Source organism: Pseudomonas sp. NMI760_13, assembly GCF_021283245.1.
GTDB classification, from domain to species: domain Bacteria; phylum Pseudomonadota; class Gammaproteobacteria; order Pseudomonadales; family Pseudomonadaceae; genus Aquipseudomonas; species Aquipseudomonas peradeniyensis.
Map to the genome: position 1 here is coordinate 1 of NZ_JAJSRC010000028.1, position 12,371 is coordinate 12,371.

The following is a 12,371-nucleotide window of genomic DNA, read 5'->3' on the forward strand; positions in this document are numbered from 1 at the left end:
CGCCGATGGTAGTGTGGGGTTTCCCCATGTGAGAGTAGGTCATCGTCAAGATTCATTTCGCAAAACCCCTATCTGCGCGAGCAGGTAGGGGTTTTGTCTTTTCTGCGTTGCAAAATAAACACAGTCTCCCCCTGTAGGAGCGGCCTCGCGCCGCGAAAGGGCCGCAACGCGGCCCCGGCGATATCAGCGTGATGCACAAACCCCGGAGCCGCTACGCGCCCCTTTCGCGGCACAAGGCCGCTCCTACAGAGGGGGCGCGTTGCGTCTTTCAGCCCCGCGCCAACTCGGCCAAATGCGCCTTGGCCTCTTCGCTCTTGAGCACCAGCACATCGCTTTCCAGCGAGTCCAGCACCACCTCCGCGGTATTGCCGATCAGCGCGCCGGAAATCCCGGTTCGGGCCACGGTGCCGATTATCGTCACCACCGCATCGCACTGCTTCTCGGTATAAGGAATGAGCACATCGGCCGGCCCTTCTGCGACATGCAAGCGTTCATCGCTAATGCCGTACTCCGCCTGGAACGCCCTGCACGCCTCGCGATAGCGCTTCTCGATGGTCTCGGTGAGCTGGTAGACCGGGTCCGCAGCGGACAGCATGGGCGAGGGGTGGGCACTGATCACATGCAGCTCGCCCTTGGCCAAGCTGGCGATGTCATAGCCATGGTCGATGATGCTGGCATGCAGCAGGCGATGGGCTTCGTCCTGATTGCCAACATCCACGGCCGCCAGGATCTTGCCACCTGTCCATGGTCGCTCGCTCTTGACCATCAGCACCGCGCAGGGGCACTCGCGCAGCAGCTTCCAGTCGCTGGGGGTGAGCAATGCCTTGCGCAGCGGATTGTCCGGCCGATGCTCCTTGATCACCAGTTCACAGCCTTCGGCCTGCTGCACATGGATGATCGACTTGTGCAGATTGTCCTTCCAATGCTGCTCATGGGTGACACTGTCATACCCATCATCATGCAACTGGCTGCTGAGCAAGCTGAGCAGCGCGTCATGATCCTGCTTCTTGTCGCACATCAACAGATGCAGGCGCGCGCCGGTTACCCCGGCGATCAGCTTGGCCCGGGTCAGGGCACGGCTGTGGGCGTGCTCGGGGTCGAGGACGACAAGGATGCTGCGTACGGCTTGCATGGGCGTGAACTCCCTTCAGAATGGCGGCCAATGCCTGACTATAGACGGCGCCGCTGCCGCCGCCGCTTGATATGTATCAAGCATAGTCACTGGCACTCGGCACGGCCGCCGGTATAATCGCCGGTCCTGCCGATGTCCTGTGTGATTGTGAGTGCCATGTCCCTGATTCCTGAAATCGACGCCTTCCTCGGTTGCCGTACCCCTGATGCCTGGATCGAGGCGGCGCTGGCCGACCAGGAGACCCTGCTGATCGATCACAAGAACTGCGAGTTCAAGGCGGCCAGCACCGCGCTGAGCTTGATCGCCAAATACAACACCCACCTCGACCTGATCAACATGATGTCGCGCCTGGCCCGCGAGGAACTGGTGCACCACGAGCAGGTGTTGCGCCTGATGAAGCGCCGGGGCGTGCCGCTGCGGCCGGTCTCGGCCGGGCGCTATGCTTCGGGCCTGCGGCGGCTGGTGCGCGCCCATGAGCCGGTCAAGCTGGTGGATACCCTGGTGGTGGGGGCTTTTATCGAGGCGCGCAGTTGCGAGCGCTTCGCCGCCCTGGTGCCGCACCTGGACGAAGAACTCGGCACCTTCTACCACGGCCTGCTCAAGAGCGAGGCACGGCATTACCAGGGCTACCTGAAGCTGGCCCACCAGTATGGTGACGAAGCGGATATCGCCCAGGTGGTGGAGCAGGTGCGCGAGGCCGAGGTCGGGCTGATTACTTCACCCGACCAGGAACTGCGCTTCCACAGTGGAATTCCGCTGGCGCAAGCCGCCTGAGCTACTGGCGGCGCCCGAGCAACAAGCCGACCACCAGGCCGAAACCTGCGGAAATCGCCACCGTCTGCCAGGGGTGGCCGCCAATGTACTCCTGTGTCGCCTCGACCACCGGTTGTGCCTTCTGGCCCAGTCGGCTGGTGGCGTCGCGCGCCTGGCGCAGCTTCAGCCCCAGTTGCGCGCGCATGCCTTCGGCTTCCTCACCCACCAGCGACGCGCTGTCGCTGAGCAGCTTTTCGGACTCCTCGATCAATGCCTGCAGCTCGCTGAACACCTGATCCTTGATCTGGTCGTTGTTGCCTTGCGCGGCGGTTTTCCTGGCCATGTACACATCCTCGTGAAGGGTTGGGCGTTGAACAGTGGATGCCACGGCGCCGGGAAAGTTGCAGCGGCGTACCGATGGCGCGTCGCTACAGTGTAAGATAGCGCCCATTTCCCAGCGGCAGGTAATACCCCCATGAGTTTCAATCTGGCCAACATGAGCTTCCAGGAACGGGCGCAGATCGAGGCAGAGAAGGCCCGTTTGTTCGAGTACTGGCAGAACAACCTGGGCAAGGCCAAGGGTGAGGCCGCTCGGCTGATCGCGGAGAAACCGCGGCGCAAGGGCAAGTGGGCCGAGTGGGTGCGTGCGGAGCTCGACGGCATGTCGCCGGCGGAATTCACCCAACTGGTACGCAGTGAAGTGAACAAGATGATGGCCGCCGCCAGCACCAGCCGCTGAGGCAGGCGAACACTTGCGGTGCGGGGTGCGCACCTTTCGGCTTTCTTCTGACAGGAGTCCCCAGGATGCCAAGATCCATCGTTGCCGCCCTGCAGATCGGCTCGCTGCCTGCGGGCAAGGCTGCCACCCTGGAACAGATCCTCGGCTACGAGCAGGCCATCCGCGAGGCCGGTGCCAGCCTGGTGGTGATGCCCGAGGCGTTGCTCGGCGGTTACCCGAAAGGCGAGGGGTTCGGTACCCAGCTCGGTTATCGCCTGCCCGAGGGGCGTGAAGCCTTCGCCCGCTATTTCGCCAACGCCATCGATGTACCGGGTGCCGAAACCGAGGCGCTGGCCGGGCTGTCGGCGCGCACCGGGGCGAGCCTGGTGCTTGGCGTGATCGAGCGCAGCGGCAATACCCTGTACTGCACCGTGCTGTTCTTCGAGCCTGAAGGCGGCCTGGTGGCCAAGCACCGCAAGCTGATGCCCACCGGCACCGAGCGGCTGATCTGGGGCAAGGGCGACGGCTCCACGCTGCCGGTCGTGGAGAGCCGCGCCGGGCGCATCGGCGCGGCGATATGCTGGGAGAACTACATGCCCCTGCTGCGCACTGCCATGTACGCCAAGGGCGTGCAGCTGTGGTGCGCGCCGACGGTGGATGAGCGCGAGCTGTGGCAGGTCAGCATGCGCCATATCGCCGCCGAAGGACGCTGTTTCGTCATCAGTGCCTGCCAGGTGCAGGACTCACCGGCGGCGCTCGGCCTTGAGGTGGCCAACTGGCCGGCAGACCGGCCGTTGATCAACGGTGGCAGCGTGATCGTCGGCCCCCTCGGCGAGGTACTCGCTGGGCCCCTGGTAGGTGAACGAGGGTTGCTTTGTGCCGAGGTCGACACCGATGAGTTGGTACGTGCACGTTACGACTTCGATGTGGTCGGCCACTATGCACGGCCGGATGTGTTCGAACTCAGCGTGGATGAACGTCCACGCCCCGGTGTGCGCTTTGTCGGTTCCGCCGCTGCTGGCGAGTGATCGTTCGCTTACCTGAACAACAGGTTTACCAGCCGGCACTTGTGGCGGCGGGCAGGTCCAGCTTGCCTTTGTCGGTGAAGCGCATTGTCCCGAGCGTGCCGCCCGCCAGCTTGCCGCGCAATACATAGGGCAGGCCTTGCAGGGACTCCACCCGGCTCAGGCCATAGGCCTGGCGCAGGAAGGCGAAGGCGGTGATGCTCACCGGCACCACGATCACCGCCTCGTCGTAGCGACCGATATGCCCGCGTTGATCACTCACTCCGGCGGCCAGGGGCTGGTCGTTGACTTCCAGGTTGAGGGCGATGCCGTTGAAGTCCACCGGGGTTTCGTTGGGGTTCTGCACGCGGATCTTCACCGCCATGCGCAGCTCCAGGTCCTGGCCGGGCAAAGGATCGATGCCGATCACGCTGATGTTCAGCGGGTCACGGCCCTGGAACAGGGCGCAGGCACTCAGGCCAAGGGTCAGCAGCAGGATCAGGCAGGCGCGGGCATACATGGTGATAGGGTCTCGGGACACGGGCGAGTCCTCAGTGTGGCAAATGCGTGGCGCCGCTATCAAGGAATGTGCGGCTCCTGTGGGAGCGGGATTGCCCGCGATGGGCCGCAAAGCGGCCCCAATTCAAACGAATACACTGCGCAGATCTTCCATGAACGCCTGCTGCGCTTCACCGGGCTCCTGCCCACGGTGCCGCGCCAAGGTGAACGGCACCACGAAATCCAGTGTCGGGTCCAGTGCCCGCAACAACCCCTGGGCCTCCCAGGACGCGGCGCAGTGGCAGGGCAGGTAGCCGATATGGCGTCCCGACAGGATCAACGTCAGCGCGCTGTCGATCTGTTCCGCCACCGCCAGGCTGCGTCGGCTCTGGAAGGGTTCGCCCTGCTTGAGAAAGCGGTAGGGATGGCAGACCTGGTCGGCCTCCAGCAATTGCTCGCGACTGACCTGGACCTGGTCGAACAGCTCATGCCCCTGGCCGCAGTAGAGTCGCTGGCGTTCCTCGAACAATGGCAGGTAATCGAATGCCGCCTGGTTGCCGGAGAAGTAACTGATGGCGCAGTCCAGGCGCTGTTCCAGCAACAACCGTTCAAGCTCGGCGGGTGGCGCGCTGGTCAGTTCCAGGCGGACATGCTCGTCGCGTTGGCGAAAACGGGCGATGGTCCGGGCCAGGCGCAAGGTGACCTCGCGGTCCTGGTTCTCGGCCAGGCCGATGCGCAGCGTGCCAAGCAAGCGTCCGGCCACGCCGTTGGCCTGCTGGCGGAACTGCTCGATCTGCAGCAACAGGCCTCGGGTCGCCTGGAGCAGCAGCTCGCCTTTCTCGGTCAGCCGGAAACCGCCCTTGCCACGGCTGCACAGGCGATAGCCCAGGCGGGTCTCCAGCCTGGCCATCTGCTGGCTGATGCTGGGCTGGCTGAGCCCCAGCACGCCCTGGGCGGCGCTGAAGCCGCCGGCCTCGACTACAGTGACGAACAGCCGCAGCAGGTGCAGGTCCGGGTCGTGCAATTGTCCGAGCATCACATTGATCCTGGTGAATGTCAGCTTCGCAAAGTTGCCATTTTTACAATGTAACCCGGCAGGCATGCTGGCGGCATCCACCCCCACGCCGAGGTGCCCGCCATGCGTCGAACGTTGTGCCTGCTTTCATTGTTGATCGCCCTGCCGCTGCAGGCCGAGGAGAAGGTCGTCAACCTGTACAGCTGGGCCGACTATGTCGCCCCGCAGACCCTGGCGCGGTTCGAGCAGGAAACCGGCTACAAGGTCCGCTACGACACCTTCGACACCACCGAGGTGCTGGAGACCAAGCTGCTCACCGGCGGCAGCGGCTACGACGTGGTGGTGCCGTCGGCCACGGTGCTGGCCCGGGCGCTCAAGGCCGGCGCCCTGCAGCCGCTCGAGGCGCAGGCGATGCCCGGCTACGCCAACCTCGACCCGGACCTGCTGGCCAAGCTGGCCGAGGCCGACCCCGGCAACCGCCATGCCGTGCCATACACCTGGGGCACGCTGGGGCTGGGGGTGAATGTCGAGGCCGTGCGCCAGCGCCTGGGCGATGTGCCGCTGGACAGCCTCGACCTGTTGTTCAAGCCCGAATACGCCAGCCGCCTGAAGGACTGCGGGATCGCCATGCCGGACTCGCCCCAGGAGGTAATCGGCCTGACCCTCAACTACCTGGGCAAGGACCCGTACAGCCAGAGCAAGGCCGACCTGGACGCCGCCCAGGCACTGTTGCAGCAGTTGCAGCCGTCGATCAGCTACGTGGCCAACGGCCGCCAGATCAACGACCTGGCCAACGGCAGCGTGTGCCTGGCGCTGACCTACAACGGCGACGCTGCCATGGCCGCCGACCAGGCCCGTCGCGCCGGCAAGCCGTTCGAGCTGATCTACCGCATCCCCCGCGAGGGCACCCTGGTCTGGCAGGACAACCTGGTGATCCCCAAGGACGCGCCGCACCCCGAGGCGGCCCGTGCCTTCATCGCCTTCATGTTGCGCCCAGAATCGGTGGCGGCGCTGACCAACACGCTGTTCTTCGCCAACGCCAACCAGGCCGCGACGCCGCTGGTGGATGCGGCGATCCGCAATGACCCGGACATCTACCCGCCGGCCGAGGTGCGCCAGCGCCTGTTCGCCGACCGCAGCATGGCGCTGTCCGACCTGCGCCAGCGCAACCGCCTGTGGACCACCTTCCGCAGCCGCCAGTGAACAACAACGACAGGAGACAGACCGTGGACCTCGCCCAGGACAACGACCAGGCCATGACCCGTGACAGCCTCTACGGCACCGCCGCCGAGAGCACCTATGCCGGTATCACCAGTTTTTCCCGGCGCCGCTATAGCCGCGACCTGCGCGGTGTCGACGTGGTGGTCAGCGGTGTGCCGTTCGACACCGCCACCAGTAACCGCCCCGGCGCGCGCTTCGGCCCGCGGGCGATCCGCAACGCCTCGGTGCAGCAAGCCTGGGCCCGACACTGGCCCTGGACGTTCGACCCGTTCGATCACCTGGCGGTGATCGACTACGGCGACTGCGCGTTCGACAGCGGCACGCCCGCGTCGGTGCCGGACAGCATCGAGGCGCACGCCGAGCACATCCTCGAGGCCGGCTGCGCCATGCTCACCCTGGGTGGCGACCACTTCATCAGCTATCCGCTACTCAAGGCCCATGCCCGCCGGCATGGCCCGCTGGCGCTGGTGCACTTCGACGCCCACAGCGACACCTGGCCGGATGAGGAGGGCAAGCGCATCGACCACGGCACCATGTTCTGGCACGCGGCGCGCGAAGGCCTGGTGGACCCGGCGCACTCGGTGCAGATCGGCCTGCGCACCACCAATGACGACAGCCAGGGGTTCGCCATCCTCGATGCCCGCCAGGTACATCGTTCGGGCACCGAGGCGATCATCGCCGCGATCCGCCAGCGGGTGGGGGACAGGCCGGTGTACCTGACCTTCGATATCGACTGTCTGGACCCGGCCTTCGCGCCCGGCACCGGCACGCCGGTATGCGGGGGGCTGAGCACGGTGCAGGCGCTGGAGATCCTCGGCGGCTTGCGCGGGATCAACCTGGTGGGCATGGACCTGGTGGAGGTGGCGCCGGCCTATGACCATGCCGATATCACCGCGCTGGCCGGGGCGACGCTGGCGATGGAGATGCTGTGCCTGTATGCGGCGCGGCACAAGGTGGATATGGCAAGGTAGCGCAGGGGCCGCTTTGCGGCCCTTTCCGGCCGGTCCGACGCCTCGGCAAGGCCGCTCTCATGGAACAAAACATAAATCTTTGATTTGACTGGAGCCGCGTGGGAGCGGGCTTGCCCCGCGATGTGGCGTTTGGCACCGGCTTCGCCGGTGATCCGGGCGGTGCGGCGTTCCGACCAGCCCGCTCCCACGCTGGAACCCTGTTCCCTACGCGACAGCGCAGCCCAGGGGGCCATACTGAAACATCAGGACCCACATTCATCCTTTTGCGTCGAACCCTGCGCGCTTTAGGCTATCCAACCCTGGAGCGCGCCTTTTCGTACCGGAGGTGAAGCATGAACCCCACCCTGCCAATCCTGGGCCTCGGCCTGTTGCTGGCCATGCCGCTCCAGGCGGCGCCCCTGCCGGCGCCGTTGCTCGCCGCCAACGACAGCAACAACCCGTACAACAGCCCGATCATGCGTGCCAACCCCAACAGCCGCCAGGGCAGCGTGCCCGCCACGCCGCCGGTGCGCGGCCCGTCCACGCAACCCAACCCGCGCCCGCCGACTCTCGACAACCGCGGTATCGGCAATGGCGACAACCTGCGCCGCGAGCAGCAGACCCCGAACCTGGAACCCACCCGGCCACCACGCGATTCGCTGCGCGTGCCGTGAGCCCCTTCGAAGGAATCGAGCATGACGCCACGTACCTGGTTGACCACCCTGGCCGCCGCCAGCCTGTTTCCGCTGTTGGCCCAGGCGGCCGCCGAGCAGGAATTTCCCAGTGAAGCGGGGCAACTGACCGTCAGCACTGTCGCCGACGGCCTGCGCAACCCCTGGGCCCTGGCCTTCCTGCCGGGTGGCAAGGACATGCTGGTGAGTGAACGCCCCGGCAACCTGCGCATTGTCAGTGCAGAGGGCAAGGTCGGCCCGCCATTGTCCGGCGTGCCCAAGGTGTGGGCCGAAGGCCAGGGTGGCCTGCTCGACGTGGTGCTGTCGCCGGACTTCGACAAGGACCGAACGGTCTATCTGTCGTTCGCCGAAGAAGGCCCTGACGGCAAGGCGGGGACTGCGGTCGGCCGTGGCCAGCTGTCCCAGGACCGCGCGCGGTTGGAGAATTTCACGGTGATTTTCCGTCAGCAGCCCAAGCTCTCCGAAGGCAATCATTTCGGTTCGCGGCTGGTATTCGACCGCGACGGTTACCTGTTCATCGCCCTGGGCGAGAACAACCAGCGGCCCACCGCCCAGGACCTGGACAAGCTGCAGGGCAAGATCGTGCGCATCCTGCCCGATGGCGAGGTACCCAGGGACAACCCCTTGGTCGGCCGCGACAATGTGCGCCCGGAGATCTGGTCGTTCGGCCACCGCAACCAGCAGGGCGCGGCGTTGAACCCCTGGACCGGCCAGCTGTGGACCCACGAGCATGGCCCCCGTGGCGGCGACGAGATCAACATTCCACGGCCCGGCAAGAACTACGGTTGGCCGATCGCCACCCATGGCATCAATTACTCGATGCTGCCGATCCCGGAAGCCAAGGGCAAGCACGTCGATGGCATGGTCGACCCGCATCATGTGTGGGAGAAGTCGCCGGGCATCAGCGGCATGGCGTTCTATGACAGCCCGACCTTCAAGGCGTGGGAACACAACCTGTTCATTGGCGCCCTGGCGACCCAGGAGTTGATCCGTTTGCAGCTCGATGGTGACAAGATCGTGCATGAAGAACGCTTGTTGGGCGATCTCAAGGCGCGGATCCGCGATGTGCGAGTGGGGCCGGATGGTTATGTGTATGTGCTGACCGATGCCAAGGACGGGGCATTGCTGAAGGTGGGCTTGAAGGACGGATGATGGCTGAGGGGGCTTATCGCGGGGCACGCCCGCTCCCACGCACGATAGGGGCGAAAGTGTCGTACCATGGCCGGCATGACGCCAGAATCCCTCTACCTCCAGGCCCTCACTGAACGCGGCTACTTTCCCGACCCGGACCAGGCGGCCGCCGTCACCGCATTGCAGGCCTGCTTCGATGCCCTGGGCCAGGACAAGTCGACCCAGGGCCTGTACCTCTGGGGCCCGGTGGGCCGTGGCAAGACCTGGTTGATGGACCTGTTTCACCGTTCGTTGTCGCTACCTGCCCGGCGCCAGCACTTCCATCACTTCATGGCCTGGGTCCACCAGCGCCTGTTCCAGCTCAACGGCACCGCCGACCCGCTCAAGGCCCTGGCCCGCGAGTTGGCTGGCGAGATTCGCGTGCTGTGTTTCGACGAGCTGTTCGTCAGCGATATCGGTGACGCGATCATCCTCGGTCGGCTGTTCCAGGTGTTGTTCGACCAGGGCGTAGTAATCGTCGCCACCTCCAATCAGCCCCCCGACCAACTGTACCGCGACGGCTTCAATCGCGAGCGCTTCCTGCCGGCCATTGCCGCCATCGAGCAGCATATGCGCGTGCTGTCGGTGGCCGGAGAGCAGGACCATCGCCTGCACCCGGGGGCACGGTTGCAACGCTACTGGGTGGCGCCAGCGGGAGGTGGCGGGGCGTTGTCGACGGTGTTCGACCAGTTGAGCCCGGATGACCCCGGCAGCGCGCAGGCCGTGCAGATCGGCTCGCGCCACGTTCAGGTCGTGCGCCACAGCCCGCGGGCGCTCTGGTGTCGATTTGCCGATCTGTGCGAGCAGCCCCTGGCCGCCATGGACTTCATGGCGTTGTGCGACCGTTACCCGGCCATTCTGCTGAGTGATGTGCCGGCCCTGGGCGGCGTGCAGCAGGCCGGGCGTATCGCCCGTGGCACTGAAGATGGCGCCGCCCGTGTCGAGGCCGGAGACCGCGAACTGCCGACGTTGGCGCCCAAGGATGACAGCGTGCGGCGTTTCATCGCGCTGGTCGACGAGTGTTACGACCGGCGGGTCGCGTTGTACCTGGAGGCCGAGGTCCCGCTGGAAGCGCTCTACACTCAAGGGTATCTGGCGTTCCCGTACCAACGGACCCTGAGCCGGCTACGGGAGATGCAACTGCAACGCTTCGCCTGAAGGAGCCGACCATGGAGCCGCTGTCGCATCATCTGCTGACCCAGGCCTACAACAACGGCTGGGCCAACCATCGCCTGTACAAGGCCTGCCTGCAACTGACCCAGGACGAGTTCGTCGCCCCCCGTTGCAGCTTCTTCCCCTCGATCAAGGCCACCCTCAACCACCTGTTGACGGTGGACTGGTTCTACCTGGACGCGCTGGAGTGCGAGCAGCGCGGGGCAACGCCCGACCCGGACGGCGAGCGCTTCTTCGTGCCCGAGCAGCCTTTCGCTACCTGTACCGACCTGCAAGCCCAGCAGGCCCAGGCCGACCAGCGGCTGATCGCTTACTGCCGGCAATTGCGCGATGACCAACTCGGGCGCTATGTCAGCATCGTGCGGCCGGAGCGGATGCAGCATGAGCCGCGCCTGCGCTTGCTGTCGCACCTGTTCGAGCACCAGATCCACCACCGCGGCCAGGTGCACGCGATGCTCAGCGACACGGCGGTCAGGCCTCCGCAACTGGACGAATTCTTCTGCGAAGAGGAGGCCTCGCTGCGCGCCGAGGACTTTGCCGCCCTGGGGTGGAGCGAAGCGCAGATCTGGGCGCAGCGCTGAACGCCATTCAGGGTGTTTCGCCGTCGGCCAGATCATGGGCGGCCTGAACCAGCTGTTCCAGTTGGTGATGCACCATGGCGCGGTCCATCTGCATCAGGGATTGGCGGTTCCATAGCACCTGGCAGCCCGTGATCGGGTCGAGGCCGAGCACGGGCTTGCAGGCGTCCTGGCAGAACAGGTTCTGCTGGCCCCAGCGTACGTCGTCGATGGCGGGTAGTTCGATGAACATCAGCAACTGGTCGGCGGGGTGCTCGGTCACGTTGCACACATGGGTGCCTACCCGCAGGCTGATCACCGGCTCGAAGGCCACTGGGGGATCCAGCTTCAAGGCCGCGTACAGCTGGGTCAACGCATAGTCATAGTTTGTGCCTGGCATGGCGAGTTCTCGTTGGAGGGGACCGCCACGGTAACGACCACGCTGCTTGCCCGACTATCGGAGGCTGTCGTCGTTTTTTAGCTGCTGGCTGTCGCTCACTTTCTGCCGTGCGCCAGGTTCAGCGAACTTCCTACAGATGGTGGCGAAATGCCTCCGCCCATTCCAGGACAATCCCTGCGTTCAAGCAGGGGAGGGCATCGTAGCCTATGGCCATGTCTACACCCGTTGAGCTTCGACGTGGTGTGTAAAGGGGTCTACGGGAAGTACGGCCTGGTGCGAGAGGGATTTCTCCAGTTGAGGACTGGTGTGTGCAAGGGCGGCAGTTGGATGTTGTCGGGGCGGGTTTTGCGTCCCAGGGGCAGGAAGGCTTCTACGCGATCATGGCAGGCGAGCTGGCCGTGCGCGAAAAAGACAATGTCATCGATCTACAGGCCGGCGAGCTGCTGTTCGTCAAGCGTGGCACCTACCTGGTGGCGACCCGATGGCAGGCGTGCCAGGTGCTGTGGTTGCCGCTGGACGTGAATTTCGTGCAGGCGTTCATGCAGCGCCACGGCCAGGAACTGAGCCATCTCGAGCGCTGCGGCGAGCCCGGTGTGAATACCTTGCGGCTTCACCCCTGCACCGCGGCGCAGGAATGCGTGACCCGCCTGGCGGGGCTCGAAGGCGAGGGGACCTCGTCGATGCTGGCAATGCTGCGCCTGGAGGAGTTGCTGTTGCTGCTGGTGTTCGGGGCGCAGGGCCGGGCATTGCTGGCAGCCCTGCGGCAGCAGGGCAATCGCCATGTCGATCGCCTGCACGCCTTCATGGAGCAGCACTACCTGCGCGAGTGGCGCCTGGACCAGTACGCCGAGGCCTTCGGGCTGGGCCTGACGGCATTCAAGAGCCTGTTCTGCTCCTTCTACAACTGCTCGCCGCGGGCCTGGATCACCGAGCGCCGGATTGTCCACGCGCATCATCTGCTGCTGAACACGCGCATGAGCATTGTCGACATCGCCATGGAAAGCGGCTTTTCCAGCCAGTCGTATTTCAGCCAGAGCTATCGCCGGCGTTTCGGTTGCACGCCCAGCGACGCCCGTCGCTAGACGCCA

15 protein-coding genes are annotated in these 12,371 nt (G+C 65.3%); 10 read left to right on the top strand and 5 right to left on the bottom strand.

The features are described from left to right. Positions 1-268 precede the first annotated feature (268 nt). Positions 269-1,132, bottom strand: a complete 864-nt coding sequence (locus LU671_RS23000) for a universal stress protein (protein WP_232856984.1) — start codon at positions 1,130-1,132, stop codon at positions 269-271. Positions 1,133-1,288: 156 nt separating this feature from the next. On the opposite strand from LU671_RS23000, the gene LU671_RS23005 reads away from it, so the two are divergent. Next, positions 1,289-1,906: a tRNA-(ms[2]io[6]A)-hydroxylase gene (locus tag LU671_RS23005; protein ID WP_232856986.1), complete on the top strand. Its 618-nt coding sequence runs from the start codon at positions 1,289-1,291 to the stop codon at positions 1,904-1,906. A gap of 1 nt (position 1,907) precedes the next feature. Here the strand turns inward: LU671_RS23005 and LU671_RS23010 are convergent, their stop codons facing one another. Next, positions 1,908-2,228 carry a DUF883 family protein gene (locus LU671_RS23010; RefSeq protein WP_031315252.1) on the bottom strand — a complete coding sequence of 107 codons (321 nt, stop codon included), beginning with the start codon at positions 2,226-2,228 and terminating at the stop codon, positions 1,908-1,910. Positions 2,229-2,360: 132 nt separating this feature from the next. Between LU671_RS23010 and LU671_RS23015 the strand changes: the two genes are divergently transcribed. Further along, complete coding sequence (locus LU671_RS23015; protein WP_203651948.1) at positions 2,361-2,624, top strand: hypothetical protein; 264 nt, start codon at positions 2,361-2,363, stop codon at positions 2,622-2,624. A 65-nt stretch (positions 2,625-2,689) separates the two neighbouring features. Then, entirely contained in the window at positions 2,690-3,631 is a 942-nt protein-coding gene (locus LU671_RS23020; protein WP_232856987.1) for a carbon-nitrogen hydrolase family protein, read from the top strand. Positions 3,632-3,656: 25 nt separating this feature from the next. On the opposite strand, the gene LU671_RS23025 is transcribed toward LU671_RS23020, so the two are convergent. Together LU671_RS23025 and LU671_RS23030 are read right to left on the bottom strand one after the other, a co-directional pair. Continuing rightward, the gene (locus LU671_RS23025; RefSeq protein ID WP_203652624.1) at positions 3,657-4,127 is read right to left on the bottom strand and encodes an LEA type 2 family protein; all 471 of its coding nucleotides are present in this window, start codon (positions 4,125-4,127) and stop codon (positions 3,657-3,659) included. Positions 4,128-4,250: 123 nt separating this feature from the next. Beyond that, positions 4,251-5,141 (bottom strand): LysR family transcriptional regulator, encoded by an 891-nt coding sequence (locus tag LU671_RS23030; protein ID WP_232856988.1) that lies wholly within the window; start codon positions 5,139-5,141, stop codon positions 4,251-4,253. A 102-nt stretch (positions 5,142-5,243) separates the two neighbouring features. On the opposite strand from LU671_RS23030, the gene LU671_RS23035 reads away from it, so the two are divergent. The 6 genes from LU671_RS23035 to LU671_RS23060 all read left to right on the top strand — a co-directional run bounded on the left by LU671_RS23035 (position 5,244) and on the right by LU671_RS23060 (position 10,907). Next, positions 5,244-6,323, top strand: coding sequence for an extracellular solute-binding protein (locus LU671_RS23035; RefSeq protein WP_232856989.1), 1,080 nt, complete (start codon positions 5,244-5,246; stop codon positions 6,321-6,323). A 23-nt stretch (positions 6,324-6,346) separates the two neighbouring features. Continuing rightward, positions 6,347-7,312: an agmatinase gene (gene speB, locus LU671_RS23040; protein ID WP_232856990.1), complete on the top strand. Its 966-nt coding sequence runs from the start codon at positions 6,347-6,349 to the stop codon at positions 7,310-7,312. 332 nt (positions 7,313-7,644) lie between these two features. Continuing rightward, entirely contained in the window at positions 7,645-7,965 is a 321-nt protein-coding gene (locus LU671_RS23045; protein WP_186735038.1) for a hypothetical protein, read from the top strand. Between the two features lie 21 nt (positions 7,966-7,986). Next, entirely contained in the window at positions 7,987-9,135 is a 1,149-nt protein-coding gene (locus tag LU671_RS23050; protein ID WP_232856991.1) for a PQQ-dependent sugar dehydrogenase, read from the top strand. Positions 9,136-9,210: 75 nt separating this feature from the next. Continuing rightward, positions 9,211-10,311, top strand: a complete 1,101-nt coding sequence (gene zapE / locus LU671_RS23055) for a cell division protein ZapE (protein WP_232856992.1) — start codon at positions 9,211-9,213, stop codon at positions 10,309-10,311. Positions 10,312-10,322: 11 nt separating this feature from the next. Next, on the top strand, positions 10,323-10,907 hold the full coding sequence (locus tag LU671_RS23060) for a DinB family protein (RefSeq protein ID WP_232856993.1): 585 nt from the start codon (positions 10,323-10,325) through the stop codon (positions 10,905-10,907). Positions 10,908-10,914: 7 nt separating this feature from the next. On the opposite strand, the gene LU671_RS23065 is transcribed toward LU671_RS23060, so the two are convergent. After that, positions 10,915-11,283 (bottom strand): CesT family type III secretion system chaperone, encoded by a 369-nt coding sequence (locus tag LU671_RS23065; protein WP_232856995.1) that lies wholly within the window; start codon positions 11,281-11,283, stop codon positions 10,915-10,917. 308 nt (positions 11,284-11,591) lie between these two features. On the opposite strand from LU671_RS23065, the gene LU671_RS23070 reads away from it, so the two are divergent. Then, positions 11,592-12,365, top strand: a complete 774-nt coding sequence (locus tag LU671_RS23070; protein WP_442800109.1) for a helix-turn-helix transcriptional regulator — start codon at positions 11,592-11,594, stop codon at positions 12,363-12,365. Positions 12,366-12,371: the final 6 nt, after the last annotated feature.